Annotated in this window: 16 protein-coding genes; 8 read left to right on the forward strand and 8 right to left on the reverse strand. The window is 64.0% G+C overall.

The genetic code is table 11. The features are described from left to right. Positions 1-226: 226 nt before the first annotated feature. Positions 227-826, forward strand: coding sequence for a CPBP family intramembrane glutamic endopeptidase (locus tag AC1MEM_RS06785; protein ID WP_499476188.1), 600 nt, complete (start codon positions 227-229; stop codon positions 824-826). A gap of 742 nt (positions 827-1568) precedes the next feature. Here the strand turns inward: AC1MEM_RS06785 and AC1MEM_RS06790 are convergent. Genes AC1MEM_RS06790 through AC1MEM_RS06800 form a run of 3 tightly spaced genes read right to left on the reverse strand, consistent with a single transcriptional unit; the run spans position 1569 to position 4185 of the window. Continuing rightward, complete coding sequence (locus AC1MEM_RS06790) at positions 1569-2741, reverse strand: vWA domain-containing protein (RefSeq protein ID WP_499476189.1); 1173 nt, start codon at positions 2739-2741, stop codon at positions 1569-1571. A 5-nt stretch (positions 2742-2746) separates the two neighbouring features. Continuing rightward, positions 2747-3334 carry a GNAT family N-acetyltransferase gene (locus tag AC1MEM_RS06795; protein ID WP_499476190.1) on the reverse strand — a complete coding sequence of 196 codons (588 nt, stop codon included), beginning with the start codon at positions 3332-3334 and terminating at the stop codon, positions 2747-2749. Continuing rightward, a complete protein-coding gene (locus tag AC1MEM_RS06800; RefSeq protein ID WP_499476191.1) occupies positions 3331-4185 on the reverse strand; it encodes an AAA family ATPase in 855 nt (284 codons plus the stop codon). The genes AC1MEM_RS06795 and AC1MEM_RS06800 overlap by 4 nt, the downstream gene beginning before the upstream one ends. A 168-nt stretch (positions 4186-4353) precedes the next feature. Here AC1MEM_RS06800 and AC1MEM_RS06805 point away from each other — a divergent pair, with 168 nt between their 5' ends. The 3 genes from AC1MEM_RS06805 (at position 4354) to AC1MEM_RS06815 (ending at position 6709) form a co-directional block, all read left to right on the forward strand. Beyond that, positions 4354-4689, forward strand: coding sequence for a c-type cytochrome (locus tag AC1MEM_RS06805; protein ID WP_499476192.1), 336 nt, complete (start codon positions 4354-4356; stop codon positions 4687-4689). A 10-nt stretch (positions 4690-4699) separates the two neighbouring features. Further along, positions 4700-5053, forward strand: coding sequence for a c-type cytochrome (locus AC1MEM_RS06810; protein ID WP_499476194.1), 354 nt, complete (start codon positions 4700-4702; stop codon positions 5051-5053). Positions 5054-5188: 135 nt separating this feature from the next. Continuing rightward, on the forward strand, positions 5189-6709 hold the full coding sequence (locus AC1MEM_RS06815; RefSeq protein WP_499476195.1) for a SulP family inorganic anion transporter: 1521 nt from the start codon (positions 5189-5191) through the stop codon (positions 6707-6709). 200 nt (positions 6710-6909) lie between these two features. Here AC1MEM_RS06815 and AC1MEM_RS06820 read toward each other — a convergent pair whose 3' ends face one another. From AC1MEM_RS06820 to AC1MEM_RS06830, 3 genes are all read right to left on the reverse strand, one after another. Further along, on the reverse strand, positions 6910-7338 hold the full coding sequence (locus AC1MEM_RS06820; protein ID WP_499476196.1) for a DUF1841 family protein: 429 nt from the start codon (positions 7336-7338) through the stop codon (positions 6910-6912). A 90-nt stretch (positions 7339-7428) separates the two neighbouring features. Then, positions 7429-8970, reverse strand: coding sequence for a retroviral-like aspartic protease family protein (locus AC1MEM_RS06825; RefSeq protein ID WP_499476197.1), 1542 nt, complete (start codon positions 8968-8970; stop codon positions 7429-7431). A 144-nt stretch (positions 8971-9114) separates the two neighbouring features. After that, positions 9115-9741 carry an RNA pyrophosphohydrolase gene (locus AC1MEM_RS06830; RefSeq protein ID WP_499476199.1) on the reverse strand — a complete coding sequence of 209 codons (627 nt, stop codon included), beginning with the start codon at positions 9739-9741 and terminating at the stop codon, positions 9115-9117. A 204-nt stretch (positions 9742-9945) separates the two neighbouring features. Here AC1MEM_RS06830 and AC1MEM_RS06835 point away from each other — a divergent pair, with 204 nt between their 5' ends. The 4 genes from AC1MEM_RS06835 to AC1MEM_RS06850 all read left to right on the forward strand — a co-directional run bounded on the left by AC1MEM_RS06835 (position 9946) and on the right by AC1MEM_RS06850 (position 15357). Beyond that, positions 9946-11676, forward strand: a complete 1731-nt coding sequence (locus tag AC1MEM_RS06835; RefSeq protein ID WP_499476200.1) for a proline--tRNA ligase — start codon at positions 9946-9948, stop codon at positions 11674-11676. Then, positions 11676-12323, forward strand: coding sequence for a lytic transglycosylase domain-containing protein (locus AC1MEM_RS06840; RefSeq protein ID WP_499476201.1), 648 nt, complete (start codon positions 11676-11678; stop codon positions 12321-12323). Before AC1MEM_RS06835 ends, AC1MEM_RS06840 begins: the two co-directional genes overlap by 1 nt. Before the next feature lie 191 nt (positions 12324-12514). Then, complete coding sequence (locus tag AC1MEM_RS06845) at positions 12515-13945, forward strand: alkaline phosphatase (RefSeq protein ID WP_499476202.1); 1431 nt, start codon at positions 12515-12517, stop codon at positions 13943-13945. 23 nt (positions 13946-13968) lie between these two features. Further along, positions 13969-15357 carry an alkaline phosphatase gene (locus tag AC1MEM_RS06850; protein WP_499476203.1) on the forward strand — a complete coding sequence of 463 codons (1389 nt, stop codon included), beginning with the start codon at positions 13969-13971 and terminating at the stop codon, positions 15355-15357. A gap of 269 nt (positions 15358-15626) precedes the next feature. Here AC1MEM_RS06850 and AC1MEM_RS06855 read toward each other — a convergent pair whose 3' ends face one another. Both AC1MEM_RS06855 and ffh read right to left on the reverse strand, forming a co-directional pair. After that, positions 15627-16028, reverse strand: coding sequence for an SWIB/MDM2 domain-containing protein (locus AC1MEM_RS06855; protein WP_192052630.1), 402 nt, complete (start codon positions 16026-16028; stop codon positions 15627-15629). A 238-nt stretch (positions 16029-16266) separates the two neighbouring features. After that, on the reverse strand, positions 16267-17637 hold the full coding sequence (gene ffh, locus AC1MEM_RS06860; RefSeq protein ID WP_499476204.1) for a signal recognition particle protein: 1371 nt from the start codon (positions 17635-17637) through the stop codon (positions 16267-16269). Positions 17638-17775 lie beyond the last annotated feature (138 nt).

Here is a 17775-nt window from a genome sequence, read left to right on the forward strand (position 1 = left end):
TCGGCAGCCCAACGCGGGCCCGGCTGGTCTTTGGCCGATTTTACAAGACAAACAGGGAGGGTACTGCGGGCGAGCACTGCACACGATTGGACCGCTATTTTGCGGAAGAGTTCGTTGTCAGCGCCGCGCCGGCTGGCTAGAATGGCGGGCGGTTGGCCGGCACGGCCGCCGTTCGTGGCCAGACGGCCTTTTCGATTCCCCATTCGTCGCTCCCCGACGCGCCATCATGTCCCAGCCGCTTCCCCGACAACCGCAGCCACCGCGCGCGCCCATCCGCCTCACCGCCCAGGTGCTGACCTGTGTCGTCTTTTCCCTGATCGCACTGCTGGTCATTTTTGTCGCCCAAAAAGAACCCTTGTCGGTGTTCCGCGGTCCGATGGCGTTTGGCGAGCAATTGCTGTACGGCCTGGGACTGTCGGCCCTGGCGGCGGTGGCCTCTTACCTCAGTTTCCGGATGACTGCGCGGTCGGAAGCGACGCGCAACACGATTACCGCCTATGGCCGGCTCGATTTGTCGGGATTGAATCCGATCTGGATCAGCCTGGCTGCGGCGATCGGCGAAGAACTGCTGTTCCGCGCGGCGCTGCAGCCGTGGCTGGGCGTGTGGATCACCTCGATAGTCTTCCTGCTGACGCATACGCCGGTGTACCAGTTCCGTCGCTTGAACACGGCGACGCTGGTGCAGGCGGTGGGGGTGTTCGGCGCCAGCGTGGCGCTGGGCTTCATTTACCAGTATGTGGGGCTGCTGGCGGCGATGATGGTGCACACGGCGCTCGACGTGGTGGGCTTGTATGTGGTGCGCAATGCGTTGCCGGGAGTGCGCTGAGACGATGCGTTTGATCGGGCGGTGATCCGCGTGGGCGGAGCCCACCCTACGGACGGCGCTGATCCGTAGGGTCGGCATGCCCACGCGGACCTGTGCGCGGCCTGCGGCGGGGCGATGAACGAAACGTTTGCATTGTGCCGGCGGCGTTCGATGATCGGCCGGTTACGATGTTTTTAACGTTTGCGGGCGATGTTTCACCGCCGCGTGCAATTGGAAACGTGCGTAACGCGTGGGCATGCCCACCCTACGTTACGCCACCGCCGCCAGCTTTCGGTGACGGCCCACGCGGACCTGTGCGCGGCCTGCGGCGGGGCGATGAACGAAACGTTTGCATTGTGCCGGCGGCGTTCGATGATCGGCCGGTTACGATGTTTTTAACGTTTGCGGGCGATGTTTCACCGCCGCGTGCAATTGGAAACGTGCGTAACGCGTGGGCATGCCCACCCTACGTTACGCCACCGCCGCCAGCTTTCGGTGACGGCCCACGCGGACCTGTGCACGGCCTGCGGCGGGGCGATGAACGAAACGTTTGCATTGTGCCGGCGGCGTTCGATGATCGGCCGGTTACGATGTTTTTAACGTTTGCGGGCGATGTTTCACCGCCGCGTGCAATTGGAAACGTGCGTAACGCGTGGGCATGACCACCCTACGTTACGCCACCGCCGCCAGCTTTCGGTGACGGCCCATGTGATCCGTAGGGTGGGCATGCCCACGCGTGACGCGTGCATGACCCGCGGCGTCTTTATTTACTCAACAAACGCATCGCCCGCTCCAACCCCTCGAGCGTCACCGGGAACATCCGGTTGTTCATGATCTGGCGAATCACCGCGATCGACTGCCGGTACTGCCACAAATGCTCCGGCTCCGGATTCAGCCAGGCGAATTTCGGGAAGGCCTTGCAAAAGCGCGCCAGCCATTCGGCGCCGGCTTCTTCGTTGTTGTACTCGACCGAGCCGCCCGGCGCCAGCACCTCGTAGGGGCTCATGGTGGCGTCGCCGACGAAAATGACGCGCGTGTCGGCCGGGTATTTGCGCAGCACGTCCCAGGTATCAAAACGCTCGGCGTGGCGGCGGCGGTTGTTCTTCCACAGGTAGTCATACACGCAGTTGTGGAAATAGTAGAACTCCATGTTCTTGAATTCGCTCTTCGCTGCCGAGAACAGCTCCTCGGTGCGCTCGATGTGGTCGTCCATCGTGCCGCCGACGTCGAGCAGCATCACCACCTTGATCCGGTTCTTGCGCTCGGGCTGCATGCGGATGTCGAGATAGCCGGCATTGCTGGCCGTCGCCCGCACCGTCTCGTCGAGCGCGAATTCCTCCGCCGCGCCAGTACGGGCGAAGCGGCGCAGGCGGCGCAAGGCCACCTTGATGTTGCGCGTGCCCAGTTCGCGCTCGTCGTCGTAATCCTTGTACGAGCGCTGGTCCCACACCTTGACCGCCGTGCGATTGCGGCCGGCGCCGCCGATGCGTACGCCTTCGGGATTGGTACCGCCATGGCCGAAGGGCGAGGTGCCGCCGGTGCCGATCCATTTGCTGCCGCCTTCGTGGCGTTCCTTCTGTTCCTTCAGCAGTTCGTTCAGGCGGTCCATCAGCTTGTCGTAGCCGAATTTTTCCAGTGCCGCCTTCTGCTCGGGCGTCAGTTCGCGCTCCATGCGCTTGATCAGCCAGTCGAGCGGGATCTCGCCCCTGGCCGTGTCGAACACCGCCTCGATGCCCTTGAAGTAGGCGCCAAAAGCGCGGTCGAATTTGTCGAAGTGGGCCTCGTCCTTCACCATCACCAGGCGCGCGAGATAATAAAATTCGTCGAGCGAGGGCGCGATGACGCTCTTTTCCAGGGCCTCCAGCAGGGTCAGGAATTCCTTGATCGAGACCGGGACTTTGGCGTTACGCAGCGCGAAGAAAAAATCGATCAGCATGTTGATTAAGTAGCGTGCCGCGTCAGTTGATAGTGCAGGTGGCTCTTCACCTCGAACCACTCGCCGCGCACGATGCTGTACATGACCGTGTCGCGCACGGTGCCGTCGCGGCGCAGGGCATGATGGCGGATCGTGCCATCCTTTTTCGCGCCGAGGCGTTCGATCGCCCGCTGCGAGGCGAGGTTGAAATTATCGGTGCGAAAACCAACCACCGCGCAGCCGAGCGTGTCGAAGGCGTGCGACAGCAGGAGCAGCTTGCAGCTGGTGTTGACATGACTACGCTGGACGCTTTTCGCATACCAGGTGTAGCCGATCTCGACCCGGTCCACGGCCGGCAGGATGTCGTGATAACTGGTCGTGCCGATCACGGCGCCGCTCGAGGAATCGACCACCGCAAACGGGATGCGGTCTGGCGTTTCGAGCGCCGTATGCACGTACGCCTGGGTGCGGTGCGGTTCCGGCACCGAGGTCACGCGCAGGTTCCACAATTGACCGTCGGCGGCGGCCAGGCGCAGGCCGTCGACGTGTGCGAGGGTGAGCGGTTCCAGGCGCACGCCGTTGAATTCGAGCGCGGTCGGCTCGACGTGGATCATCGGTTCATCCTCGACATGCTGAGCAGGCGCTCGAACAGGTGCACGTCCTGCTCGTTCTTCAGCAGGGCGCCGTGCAGCGGCGGCACGACCGCCTTGTTGTCCTTGCTGTGCAGCGCTTCGGCCGGGATGTCCTCGGCCATCAGGAGTTTCAGCCAGTCGAGGAATTCGGACGTGGACGGCTTCTTCTTGATGCCGGGGATGTCGCGCACCGCATAAAAGCTCTCGAGGGCGGCGGCGAGCAGTTCCCGCTTCAGCCGCGGATAGTGGACCTGCACGATGTCGGCCATCGTCTCGCGGTCCGGGAATTTGATGTAGTGGAAGAAGCAGCGGCGCAGGAAAGCGTCCGGCAGTTCCTTCTCGTTGTTCGAGGTGATGATCACCAGCGGCCGGTGCTTGGCGACGACCATCTCGCGCGTCTCGTAGACGTAGAACTCCATGCGGTCGAGTTCACGCAATAAATCGTTGGGGAATTCGATGTCGGCCTTGTCGATCTCGTCGATCAGCAGCACCACGGGTTCCGGCGCCGTAAAGGCTTGCCACAGCACGCCCTTGACGATGTAGTTGTGGATGTCGCGCACGCGCTCGTCGCCAAGCTGCGAATCGCGCAGGCGCGAGACGGCGTCGTATTCGTACAGGCCCTGCTGGGCCTTGGTGGTCGACTTGACGTGCCACTGCAGCAGCGGCATGTCGAGCGCGGCGGCCACTTCCTCGGCCAGCATGGTCTTGCCGGTGCCGGGCTCGCCCTTGATCAGCAGGGGACGCTGCAGCGTCAGGGCGGCATTCACGGCCAGCTTCAGGTCGTCGGTGGCGACATAGCTTTCGGTGCCTTCGAAACGGGGATGGGCTTGCATACGCGTCAATGGAAAGAGGATAAATTTCGAGTATATGCCAGAACGTCAAGGCTGGCTGAGGGGGCACACGACGTTGGTAGACTGCAATCTTTTGTTGGGCTAGAATCAACAGCTTGGTACTTGTTTTTGCGGTAGCGGTATTCGATTAAAAATTTTGCGATTCCCACCATGAAAAAACTTTTGGCAGTACTTGCGCTGGCCGCCGTGACGTCCACTGCACTGGCAGCGGACGTCGTCGGCAACCCGAAGGCAGCGCCGAACAAGATCGAGATGTGCATCGGTTGCCACGGCATTCCCGGCTATAAAGCCAGCTTCCCCGAGGTCTACCGGGTGCCGATGATCGGCGGCCAGTCGGCCAAATACATCGAATCCGCGCTGCACGGCTACAAGAAGGGCGACCGCAAGCATCCGTCGATGCAGGGCATCGCCGCCAGCCTGTCCGACCAGGACATCGCCGACGTCGCCGCCTATTATTCGCAGCAGAACGCCCAGAGCCGCAAGTAAGGACCACGCCATGAAAAAACTGATCATCGCGCTGGCCCTCGGCGCCCTCTCGTTCACCGCCGCCTCTTCCGCCTTTGCCGCCGACGGCAAGCGCGGCGAAGAGCTGACGAAGAAGTATAATTGCGCCTCCTGCCACGGCGCCGATTTCAGCAAGCCGATCGACCCGAGCTATCCGAAGCTGGCCGGCCAGCACGCCGACTACATCGCGCACGCGCTGTCGGCCTATAAACGCGGCGGCGACAAGGCGAACGGCCGCAGCAACCCGATCATGGCCGGCTTTGCGAAGCCGCTGTCGGACCAGGACATGGCCGACATCGCCGCTTACCTTTCGGGGCTGCCGTCGCAGCTCGTGGTCAGCAAATAAGCACCCAGTAGGCACCCGGTAAGCGCATGCCGGGCAGCGACCAGCATTCGGATCCCCCTGATCCCGCCTTGATGGCCGGTTCCGGGGGATTTTATTTTTTCGGCGCCTCCACGCGCTTCCATCTGGAGTTTGATTTTGCAGTCCGTCTCGCCCGCCTACCTGAAAACCAACCTGCTCAGCGGCCTGACCGTCGCGCTGGCGCTGGTTCCCGAAGCGATCGCCTTTGCGCTGGTCGCCCACGTTTCTCCGCTGACCGGCCTGTACGCCGCCGTGCTGGTCTCCTTCATCACCTCCGCTTTCGGCGGGCGGCCAGGCATGATCTCGGGCGCGGCCGGCGCGCTGGCCGTGGTGATGGTGGCGCTGGTGGTCGAACACGGCGCCCAATACCTGTTCGCGGCGATCGTGCTGATGGGCGTGTGGCAGATGCTGTTCGCGCTAGCCCGGCTCGGTAAATTCATCCGCATGGTGCCGTACCCGGTGATGCTCGGCTTCGTCAACGGCCTCGCACTGGTGATTTTTATTGCCCAGTTCGGACATTTCAAAGTGGGCGGGCCGGGCGGCGCTCCGCAGTGGATGGCGGGCGCGCAGCTGTTCACGATGCTCGGCCTGGTCGCCGCGACCATGGCCGTCATCTACATCACGCCGCGCATCACGAAAGCGGTGCCGGCGACCCTGGTCGGTATCCTGGTCGTCACTATCGGCGCGGCGCTGCTCGGCATTGAATCGAAGACCGTGGGCGACCTCGGCTCGATCAGCGGCGGCCTGCCGTCGTTCGCCGTGCCGAACGTGCCGTTCAAGCTCGAGACCTTGCGCATCGTGTTGCCGTATTCGCTGGTGCTGGCCGGCGTCGGCCTGATCGAGTCGCTGCTGACCCTGACCCTGGTCGACGAGATCACCGGGACGCGCGGCCAGCCGAACCGCGAATGCATGGCGCAGGGCGCGGCGAATGTCGTCACGGCGCTGTTCGGCGGCATGGGCGGCTGCGCGATGATCGGGCAGAGCATGATCAACGTGAACAACGGCGCCTACGGCCGCCTGTCGGGCATCGCGGCATCAACGTTCCTGCTCTCGTTCATCCTGTTCGGCTCTCACTGGATCGAACGGATTCCGCTGGCGGCGCTGATCGGCGTGATGTTCGTCGTTTGCGAAAAGACCTTCGAATGGGGCAGCTTGCGCATGATCGGCAAGGTGCCGCGCGCCGATACGCTGGTGGTCGTGCTGGTGGCGGCGATCACCCTGGTCTTCGATCTCGCCCTGGCCGTGCTGGCCGGCGTGATCGTCTCGGCGCTGGTGTTCGCCTGGCAGCATGCGAAGCAGATCGGCGTGAAGACGGGCGTCGATGCCCGGGGCTGGAAAGTCTACGAACTCGAAGGCACCCTGTTCTTCGCCTCGATCGCGAATTTCAGCGAGCTGTTCGCGCCCAAGGACGACCCGCAGGACGTGGTGGTCGAGTTCCGGCGTGCGCGCGTGGTGGACCATTCCGCGATCCAGGCGATCGACGCGCTGGCCGAGCGCTACCGGGCGTTGGGCAAGCGCCTGCACCTGCGCCACCTGAGCCCGGATTGCCGCGAATTGCTCGGCAGGGCGCAGGACATGATCGAGGTGAATGTGCTGGAAGACCCGGGTTACCGCGTGGCCGACGATCAGTTGGGGTGACCCCACGGTCGAGCATGCGTTCCGCAGTTCGTAGGGTGGGTTCTGCCCACGCGGTACTGCGCATGCATGATCGAAATGCGGCACGCTCTGCGGTGTGCAAGAGTACGGCCGCGTGGGCGAAGCCCACCCTGCGAACTGCGTAAAAATGATGCAAAAAAGCGGCCTTGGCCGCTCTTTTTGTATCGTTATGCAGCGTTTGATTAACGCGTCGCGCGCCGCCGCACGCATTCGATATACGCGTCCGTATCGGGCGGCACGCCGCCGCGCTGCGACTTCCAGATCATCTCGCCCAGGCACTCCATGATCTCGTGGTGGGCGTCGTGCTCGCCGATGCGGCTGACCAGCAAATCGTGCGCGGCCTTGATGCCGCGCGGCTGGTCGATCGAGACCTGCTCGGCGATCGACAGGTGCATCGACAGGTGTAAAAACGGGTTCGCCTCGCCACCCTCGACCGAATAGTCGCGCGCGACGGCTGCGTCGGCGTCCATCAGGGCGTCGTGGTATTCGGGATGCTGGACGATCCAGTCGGCGGCGATGGCGTCCATCGGCGTCAGGATTTCGCCGGCGCGCTGCTTGCGCCAGGCGTCGCAGAAGAAGCGGCGCACGTCGTGCGAGGAGGGAGTAAACATGGGGAAGGTCGAAACGTTGGCGTGGCCGCCATTGTAGCGCGCGCCGGCCCGGTTCGTGCCAGACCCGCGCGCGCTCGACCCGCCGGGCGCTCAATCCCCGGCCGGGTTCGGCGCCGTTGCGCCGGTGCTTGCCGGGGGCAGGGGGCAAGCCGACTTGCGTTGCGGGATCAGGGCCTGGACGCGCTCCTGGTTGCCATGCGCCTGGTACCACTCCATCATCGCAAACACGGACTGGCAGCTGCGCCCCCTGGCCTGGGCCGCGTCGGCGCCGGCCTGCTTCAGCAGCGCTTCTTCCGTGATCTTGCCGAGGTAGAAGTCGGCAATCGGTCCGGGCCAGGCATTGTCTTCGTTGCGCGCGAAATTGGCTGCAAGTTCGGTCTTCGCCAGGTCAGGCTGCTTGCTGCGCACGCGGGCGAGGTAGAGCCACAGGGCCGCCGTGCGGTTCGAGGGCAGCTTGTCGAGCGCGCTGCGCAGGCGCGCGGCGCCGTCTTCAGGAAAACCTTTGCGCAGCAGTTCGTGTCCGGTGGCGATGTTCGCCTGCGGGTTGCCGCCGCGCGCCGCCTTCTCGAGCCAGCTGGCGCCCAGCGTCCGGTCCTGTGCGACGCCGCGGCCCATGTTGTACATCTGGCTCAGCGCCATTTGCGCATCGCTGTTGCCGGCCTCGGCCTCCTGCTGGATCCATGGTTCGAGCCCGCGCCGCTGGCCGAAGGGCTCGCCGCCTACATAGGACAAATAAAGCTTTTTCTGGCTCATGGCGAACAGCACGCGGTGGGCGCGCAGGAAGTCGGCGCCGAGCAGGACGTCGATGCCGATGTCCGAGTCGAGCACGCCGATTTCGGCATTCTTGACGGTTTCCTCGCCGATCTGGAAGCTGTCCAGGGTCGTGCTCCAGCGCGCCACGCGGTCGGCCCCGATGCCCACGATGTCGGTCAGGCGCGTCACGCCGGGCGCATCGAGCTTCAGGCCGGCACGCTTGGCCGCGCTCATGCGGATGAGGGTCGTGGAGGCGCCGCTATCGATCATCGCCTCCATTTTCTGGCCGTTGACCAGGACCGTGAAATGCGGATTCGGGCTGCGGGCGCGGCTCGCCTCGAACGGGATTTCGATTGCCGCCGGATCCCAGTAGGCGAGGAAGCGGTCGCCGCAGTTCGAAGGGCGGAAGAAGCGCAGCTCCTTCGTCGCCAGCGACAGTTCCATGTCGGTTTGCAGCAGGAAGGTCGCGCCGATGATGGCGTCGAACTGGGGCTGGCTGCCGAAGTCGCCCAGCACCCGCATCCAGGTGCGTCCGCTTTTCGCCGGACCGGCCGACAACTCGTCGACGCGCGCCTGGTAGACGGTCGCGGAGCCGCCGACGCCGCGCGTGTAACGCCCGGTGCCGCTGATGGCCAGCTTGCGCCGCTCGGTGCCGGTCGTGGTCAGGGCCGTGTCGGAGGCGCCGGTATCGACCAGCATGGTGGCCGGACTGCCGTTGATGCTGCCTTCGGTGGTCACGGCCAGGCTCATGCCCGTGTAATGGAGCGGCAGGGTCGCCACCTTGGTGTAGTGGCAGGCCGGCGCCTCGGTTTGGGCCTGGGCCGCCGGGAGCAGGGCGCTGCAAAAGGCCAACGCGAGGAGAGATTTTGTCGGGTTCATCCGACGATTCTAGCGGGAAATTTTACTATTTCGCAATCGAAATAATTGTCCTAGTCACAATTGTTACTTTGCCGTGCCCAGACGAAAAAAAGCAGGCGCCACCACCGGAGTGGCGGGCCTGCTTTTTTCGGCTGGGCCGACGGTCTACTCGTCCGGCGACAGCAGGAGCTGCGGTTCGACGGCGGCCAGCGGCGCCTTGGCCGCCGGCTTGGCCGGACCCGCGCTGCCGGTGCCCGTATTGCGGGGCTGGCGCAGGTAGCGCGCGCTGTGGCGCCGCTCGCCATGTCCGCCGGGGCGCGGACTGGAGAGGAAGCGCGACAGCTCTTGCAATGCGCGCTGGTAGACATCGCGCTTGAACTCGATGACCACGTCCAGCGGCACCCAGTAATCGTGCCAGCGCCAGGCGTCGAACTCCGGATGGTCGGTCAGGCGCAAATTCACGTCGTTGTCGCGCGCAACCATGCGCAACAGGAACCAGATCTGCTTCTGGCCGCGGTAGTGGCCGCGGATCTCGCGCTTGATGAAATGGTCCGGCACCTCATAGCGCAGCCAGTCGCGGGTGCGTCCCACGATCCTGACATGCTCCTGGCGCAAACCGATTTCCTCCTCGAGCTCGCGGTACATCGCCTGTTCCGGCGTCTCGCCGTATTTGATACCCCCTTGCGGAAACTGCCACGAGTGCTCGCGCACCCGCTTGCCCCACCACACCTCGTTATTGGCGTTAAGCAGGATGATGCCGACGTTGGGGCGGAACCCTTCCCGATCGAGCATAAGACACCTCGAAACTTTCTGCCGGCTTTTGTGTCTCTTACATTTTTACCTACAAATCCACGCGCCAGCTTCCCTCGTGTACGACGAAAACGGCGGACGCTGCGTGTTCCGGACCCATTTGTACAAAGATTGGACGCATCAGCCAGCTAATCCTTTAAAATTAGGTCGATTATAACTCTCTCTTTTTAAAAAGAATTCATCGATATGCGCGCCTCACGATTTTTTATTTCTACGCTTAAAGAAGCGCCGTCCGACGCCGAGATCGTCAGCCACCAGCTCATGATGCGTGCCGGGATGATCAAGCGCCTGGGTTCCGGTATTTACACGTACATGCCGACCGGCCTGCGCGTGATCCGCAAGGTCGAGGCCATCATCCGTGAAGAAATGAACAAGTCGGGCGCCCTCGAACTCTTGATGCCGCTCGTGCAGCCGGCCGAGCTGTGGCAGGAAACGGGCCGCTGGGACAAGATGGGTCCTGAACTCATGCGGGTCAAGGACCGTCACGGCCGCGAGTACGCCATCCAGCCAACGTCCGAAGAAGTCATTACCGACGTCGTGCGCAGCGAAATCAAATCCTACCGCCAGCTGCCGCTGAATTTCTATCACATCCAGACCAAGTTCCGCGACGAGCGCCGTCCGCGCTTCGGCCTGATGCGCGGCCGCGAGTTCACGATGAAGGATGCCTATTCCTTCGACCGCGACCTCGAGGGCATGCAGAAGTCCTACCAGGTCATGTTCGACGCCTATGTCCGTATTTTCAACCGCTTTGGTTTGAAGTTCCGCGCCGTGGCAGCCGACAACGGCGCCATCGGCGGCACCGGCTCGCACGAATTCCACGTCATCGCCTCCACCGGTGAAGACGCGCTCGTGTACTGCCCGGACTCGGACTTCGCAGCCAATATGGAAGCGGCCGAGGCGCTGGCGATCGGCGAGCGCGCTGCACCGGCCGAGGAAATGAAGAAGGTTCCAACCCCGGGCAAGACCAAGTGCGAAACCGTGGCCGAATTGCTCGGCCTGCAACTGGCGCAGACGGTGAAAACCATCGCGCTGACGGTCGAGAGCGAAGTCGAAGGCAAGGTCGCCAAGCAGTATTTCATGCTGCTGCTGCGCGGTGACCATGAGCTCAACGAAGTCAAGGTCGGCAAGCTTGCCGGCCTGGCGAACCACCGCTTCTCGACCGAAGCCGAAATCCAGGAAGTCTACGGCACCGTGCCGGGCTACCTGGGTCCGGTGTCGCCGAAACTGCCGGTAACCATCGTTGCCGACCGCACGGTGGCCAACATGAGCGACTTCGTCTGTGGCGCGAATGAAGTGGATGCCCACCTGACGGGTGTGAACTGGGGCCGCGACCTGCCGGAGCCGATCGTCGCCGACCTGCGCAACGTGGTCGAAGGCGACGCGTCGCCGGACGGCAAGGGCGTGCTCGCCATCGAGCGCGGCATCGAAGTGGGCCACGTGTTCCAGCTCGGTACCGCGTACTCCGAGAAGATGGGCGCTACTTTTCTGGACGAAAACGGCAAGCCGGCGCCGCTGCAGATGGGTTGCTACGGCATCGGCGTGACCCGCATCCTGGGCGCGGCCATCGAGCAGAATTTCGACGACAAGGGCATCGTCTGGCCGGACGCGCTGGCGCCGTTCCAGCTCGTGCTGTGCCCGATGGGCATGGACCGCAGCGAGATGGTCAAGGAACAGGTCGAAAAGCTGTACGCCGAGCTGGAAGCGGCCGGCGTCGACGTCATCGTCGACGACCGCGGCCTGCGTCCGGGCGCGATGTTCGCCGACTGGGAACTGATCGGCGTGCCGCACCGCGTCGTCATCGGCGAGCGCGGCCTCAAGGAAGGCAAGCTGGAATACCAGGGCCGCCGCGACTCCGAAGCCACGGCGGTGCCGGTGGCGGAGATGGTCGGCTTCATCAAGGGCAAGCTGGGCCAGTGATGGTGCAGGGTTTCCACAGCCGGGCGCTGTCCTGGCTGGGCAGCCTGCTGTTCGCGGCTTGTATCGCCGCGGGCGGGAGCGCGCATGCCGGCAACCAGAAGGAAGAGGAGATGGCGGACGCCGTGCGCCTGGCGCTGTCGAACGCCATCGCCGACACCCGCCCGCCGAAACCCGCTTTCCGCGACGAGGCGGCGCGGGTGCGCTACCAGCAGTGGTTTACCGAAATGTCGTCGCGCCTCAAAAGGCGCCTGCCCGACGAGCAGTCGCGCACCGAATTCCTCGAGTCGGCCTGGTACGAAGCGACCCGCGCCGGGCTCGACCCGGGCCTGGTGCTGGGCCTGATCCAGGTCGAATCGGCCTACCGCAAGTACGCGGTGTCGATCGCCGGCGCCCGCGGCTACATGCAGGTGATGCCGTTCTGGACCAAGGTGATCGGCGACAACGACCGCCGCAAACTCTTCCACATGCAGACGAATTTGCGCTATGGCTGCTCGATCCTGCGCATGTACATCGATATGGAACGCGGCAATTTGTACCTGGCGCTGGGGCGCTACAACGGCAGCCGGGGCCAGCCGCAGTATCCGAATGCGGTGCTGGCGGCGTGGAAGAAGTGGGAGTTCAATCCGGTATCCGTGGCATCGCGGTAGAAAAAGCCGGGGTCAGGTCTGACATTCAGACACGGCCTCAACAATATCAGGCCGCGTAAGGCAGAGGTCGTGTCCGAATGTCAGACCTGACCCCAGCCCTCCCTACGCGTCAACAACTCCGCAACATATCAACATCGCCACACGCCTTGTTTGCGGTGTAGACTTCCCGCTTTCCCGCTACGAATCCCATCATGCGAATGAACACCCTCGCCGCCGCGTGCCTGCTGGCGGCGCTCGCCGGCTGCGCCTCGACCGGCCCGGCCGCCGTCAATCCGCGCCCAGCCATCGCCGGCCAGGCGAAAAACGTCATCTTCTTCCTCGGCGACGGCATGGGCATCAACACGCTCACCGCCGCGCGCATCTACGCCGTCGGCGAAGACGGCGAGCTGACGATCGACACGCTGCCCGAATCGGCCTTCGTCAAAACCTTCTCGAACGACGCGCAAGTGACCGACAGCGCCGCCTCGATGTCGGCCTACATGACCGGCGTAAAGCAGAACAACGGCGTGATCTCGATGTCGACCGACACCCGGGCTATCGCGCCGACCGTCGACGGCAAGCGCACCGTCAGCCGTTGCAACAATGGACACGCGGTGCCGACCCTGGCCGAACTGGCCAAAGCGCGCGGCATGGCCGCCGGCGTCGTCACCACCACCAGCGTCACCGACGCGACGCCCGCCGCCACCTATGCCCACGCCTGCCACCGCAAGCTGGAACAGGACATCGCCGCCGCGCTGGTGCCGGGCGGCGCCGGCTACAACGCGGCCCTCGGCAAGAGCGGCCTCGATCTCGTCTTCGGCGGCGGCGCCCAGCAGTTCGCGCCCGTGGAGGCGGGCGGCAAGCGCGCAGACGGACGCAATCTGCTTGGCGAACTGCAGGGCAAGGGGTGGCGCCTTGCCTCGAACACGGCGCAGCTGCAGGCGCTGGCGCCGAACGCGCAGCCGGTCATCGGCCTGTTCGCCCCGAACCACTTCGCCTTTGAGGCCGCGCGCGATCCGGTGCAGCAGCCGCTGCTTTCCGAGATGACGTCGAAAGCGATCGACATCCTGGCGAACAACCCGAACGGCTTCTTCCTGGTGGTCGAGGGCGGCCTGATCGACCACGCGCTGCACGCGACGCTTGCCAAGCGCGCGCTGCAGGAGACGGTGAGCTATAACGCCGCCATCAAGACCGCGCTCGACAAGATGAACAAGCTCGACCCAGGCCTGAAGAACACCCTGATCGTCGCCACCGCCGACCACGACCACACCCTGCTCATCAACGGTTACTCGCCGCGCACCGGCAAGACGACGCCGGCCAATCCCGGCGTGCTGGGCCTGGTGCGCAGCCTCCCGGACGGAAAAGTCCGCCTCGACAAGGATGGCGCCCCGTTCACGATCCTCGGTTTCGGCACCGGCGAACACCGCGTGCAGGGCGGCCGCAAGGATGTGCAACTCACCGACGCCATCGCAGCCAGCGACGACTACCACCAGGAAGCCGTGGTGCGCACGAAGCCGGGCAGCGAGACCCATGGCGGCGCCGACGTCTACCTCGGCGCGGCCGGTGCCAACGCCGAGCTGTTTCGCGGGACGATCGACAACACCCGCGTGTTCGACCTGATCAAGAACGCGGCGGGCCTGTGAGCCCAGCCGCCAGAAAGCATCCGATGACCAGAACGCTCCTTTCCACGCTGCTGCTGGCAGCCTGCTGCGGTTTCAATGCCCAGGCCGCACCGCCTGTCGCCAGACCGCAAGCGAAGAACATCATCTTCTTCCTCGGCGACGGCATGGGTCCGACCACGATCACTGCCGCGCGCATCTTCAAGGAGGGCGAAGACGGCCTCCTGAACTTCGAGCGCCTGGACCGCACGGCGCGCATCAAGACCTATTCGGCGGACGCGCAGGTGACCGACAGCGCGCCCTCGATGGGCGCCTACATGACCGGCGTGAAGATCAACAACGACGTCATTTCGATGAAGGACGCGAAACCGGTCGCAGCGGGCAAGGACGCGCACGGCAACGCATCCATCGACCGCTGCGGCGCGAACAACGGCAGTTCGCCGATGACGATCCTGGAACTGGCCAAGGCGGCCGGCAAGGCGGTCGGCGCCGTCACCACCACGGAGCTCACGCATGCCACGCCGGCATCGACCTTCTCGCACGTCTGCGACCGCGACATGGCTTACAGCATCGCGCAGCAAATCACGCCCGGCGGCGCGGGCTACAACGCGCGCCTGAAAGACGGCGTCGACGTGCTGATGGGAGGAGGGCGCAACCACTTCACGCCGTTTGACGCCAGGCGCAATCCGAAGGGCCGCGGCGACGGGCGCGACCTGGTCGAGGAATTCGGGCAGCACGGTTATTTTGTGGCGAACACGCGCGCGGACATGGCCTCGAGCCGGCCTGGACAAAAATTCCTCGGCCTGTACAGCGCCGAGAGCCATCTCGATTACGCCTCGAAGCGCCGTCCGGAGCAGCCGACGCTGGCCGAGATGACGGCCAAGTCGATCGAGCTGCTATCAAGCAATCCGAACGGCTTCTTCCTGATGGTCGAAGGCGGCAAGATCGACCACGCGCTGCACGAGACGAATGCGCGCAATGCATTAATCGAAACGGTCGCGTTCGACGAGGCGATCCAGACGGCCCTGGACCGCATGCGCGCCATCGATCCCGGCCTGGACAACACGCTGATCGTCGTCACCGCCGACCACGACCACACGATGGTCCTGAGCGGCTACCCGAAGCGCGGCAATCCGGTACTCGACATCGTGCGCGGCTACGCCACCGGCGAGCCGACCCGCGACGCGGACGGCAAAACCTTCACGACGCTCATGTTCGGCAACGGCCCGAACCGGCCCGACGTACGCGCCGACGTCGACAGCGCCACGGCCCTGGCGCCGGACTACCACCAGGAGGCGGGCGTGCGCTGGCCGGCCGAATCGCATGGCGGCGGCGACGTCAAGCTGTACGCCGCAGGGGCGGGCTCGGCGCCGTTCCGGGGGACGATGGAGAACACCCACGTGTTCGACCTGATGAAGGCGGCGGCGGGGCTGTGATTACCCGTAGGGTGGGCGCCCCGCGCCCACGCGGACGTGTGCGTCGCGTTACCGCTTGGTCGTGGAGGTAAATCGGAAATTGGTGAACACGTATTCGCGGCGTATCCGCGATGCCGCCGGTTCGAGATGGAATAGCGCAAACACAATGCCGAGTTCCGCGTGGGCACGGAGTGCCTTTCGTGGCCCGGCCCACCCTACAACCCCAAAAACAAAAAGCCCCGGTCTCGCGAACGGGGCTTTTTAATATCCGGCCAAACGGCCAGGTATTCTTATTTCAGGTGATTCGAAATGAGTTTGGTCATTTCGAACATCGAGACCTGTTCCTTGCCACCGAAGACGGCTTTCAGCTTGTCGTCGGCGTTGATCATCTGGCGGTTGTCTGCAGCTTGCAGGTCCGCTTTCTTGATGTATTCCCAGACTTTCTTGGTCACTTCGGTGCGTGGCAGCGGCTTGTTGCCGACCACTGCAGCCAGTTCGGCCGACGGCGTCAGTTCTTTCATGAACGCGGCGTTTGGCTTGCGTGCGGCGGCCGGCTTCTTGGCTGCTGCCGCTTTCGGTGCTGCTTCCTTCGCAGGAGCTGCGGCCTTCTTCGCTGCAGGCTTGGCCGCGGCGGCCGGCTTGGCGGCTGCCTTCTTTGCAGGCGCTGCTGGGGATTTCTTGGCTGTTGCCATCTTCGAGCCTCCTAATATGAGAAATTGCGCAATACATCGCACGGCTTATATTGGTGGCCTTTTACTGTTCCTGCAAGTCTTTTTCACCATTTTTTCACTCTGATAAGCCCAAAAAACAGGGTTTATTCGCAACTCGTCCTCATAGAGTGAAAAACGGCCGAAAAACGCATGAAAAAACGCCGCGCGGGCGAGATGCCGGCGCGGCGTTTCAAGGGGACAAAAGGGTCCGGAAAAGCGCTTAACGCATCCCGCCCGGCATCATGCCCTTCATGCCGCGCATCATTTTCATGAGGCCGCCGCCCTTCAGCTTTTTCATCATCGTCTGCATCTGGTCGTACTGCGTCAGCATGCGATTGACTTCCTGCACCTGCACGCCGGCGCCCGCGGCGATGCGGCGCTTGCGGTTGGCCTTGATCAGTTCAGGCTTGGCGCGCTCGAGCGGCGTCATCGAATCGATGATGCCGCACATGCGCCTGACCTGCTTCTCGGCCTGGTCCATGTTGGCGCCGGCCGCGGCCTGCTGGAACTGCGCCGGCAGCTTGTCGAGCAGGCCCGACATGCCGCCCATCTTCTTCATCTGCGTCAGCTGCGACTTGAAATCGTTCATGTCGAAGCGGCCGCCGACCTTGATCTTGTTGGCGAGATCGTTGGCCGCCTTTTCGTCGACGCCTTTGCGGGCTTCTTCGACCAGCGCCAGGATGTCGCCCATGCCCAGCACGCGGCTGGCCATGCGGGTCGGGTCGAAGGCTTCGAGGCCGTCCAGCTTTTCCGACACGCCGGCGAACTTGATCGGCTTACCGGTCACGTGGCGCACCGACAGGGCTGCGCCGCCGCGCGAATCGCCATCGAGCTTGGTCAGCACGATACCGGTCAGGGGCAGCGCGTCATTGAAGGCCTTGGCCGTGTTGATCGCATCCTGGCCGAGCATGGCGTCGACCACGAACAGGGTCTCGATCGGTTTCACGGCGCCGTGGACGGCGGCGATTTCCTGCATCATCGCTTCGTCGATACCGAGGCGGCCGGCGGTGTCGATGATCAGGACGTCGTGGTAGTGCTTCTTCGCCCAGTCCAGCGCGTTGAGCGCGATGTCGACCGGCTTGTCGGTGGACGTCGACGGGAAGAAGTCGGCGCCGACCTGTTTCGTCACCGATTCGAGCTGGGCGATTGCGGCTGGACGGTAGACGTCGGCCGAGACGGTCAGCACCTTTTTCTTTTTCTGTTCCTTCAGGTACTTGGCGAGCTTGCCGACGGTCGTGGTTTTACCCACACCCTGCAGGCCGGCCATCAGGATGATCGCGGGCGGCTGCTGCGCGAACGAGAGCTGGCTCGCTTCCGGGCCAAGGTCGGCGCCCATCAGGGCGGCCAGCTCGCGCTGCACCACGCCGACCAGGGCCTGGCCCGGGCTGAGCGAGGCGATGACTTCTTCGCCCAGCGCTTTTTCCTTGACCTTGGCGATGAATTCGCGCACCGCCGGCAGCGCCACGTCGGCCTCGAGCAGGGCCAGGCGCACTTCGCGCAGCATCTCGGCGGTGTTCGCCTCGGTCAGGCGGGCCTCGCCGCGCATCGTCTTGACGACCTTGGCAAGGCGTTGGGTAAGGTTATCTAGCATGTTCTACCTGACTATATATAGAGGGGACGGTATTTCCGAAGCCGCCATTTTACCCCGCGCCCAGCTCGTCCGCCCGCCAATGCCGCCTACGCACCACGAATTTTTGGCCGGCCGCATCTTGTTCCGCATCAAAAGCCG

The sequence above is a fragment of the Telluria sp. AIW5 genome, assembly GCF_056680575.1.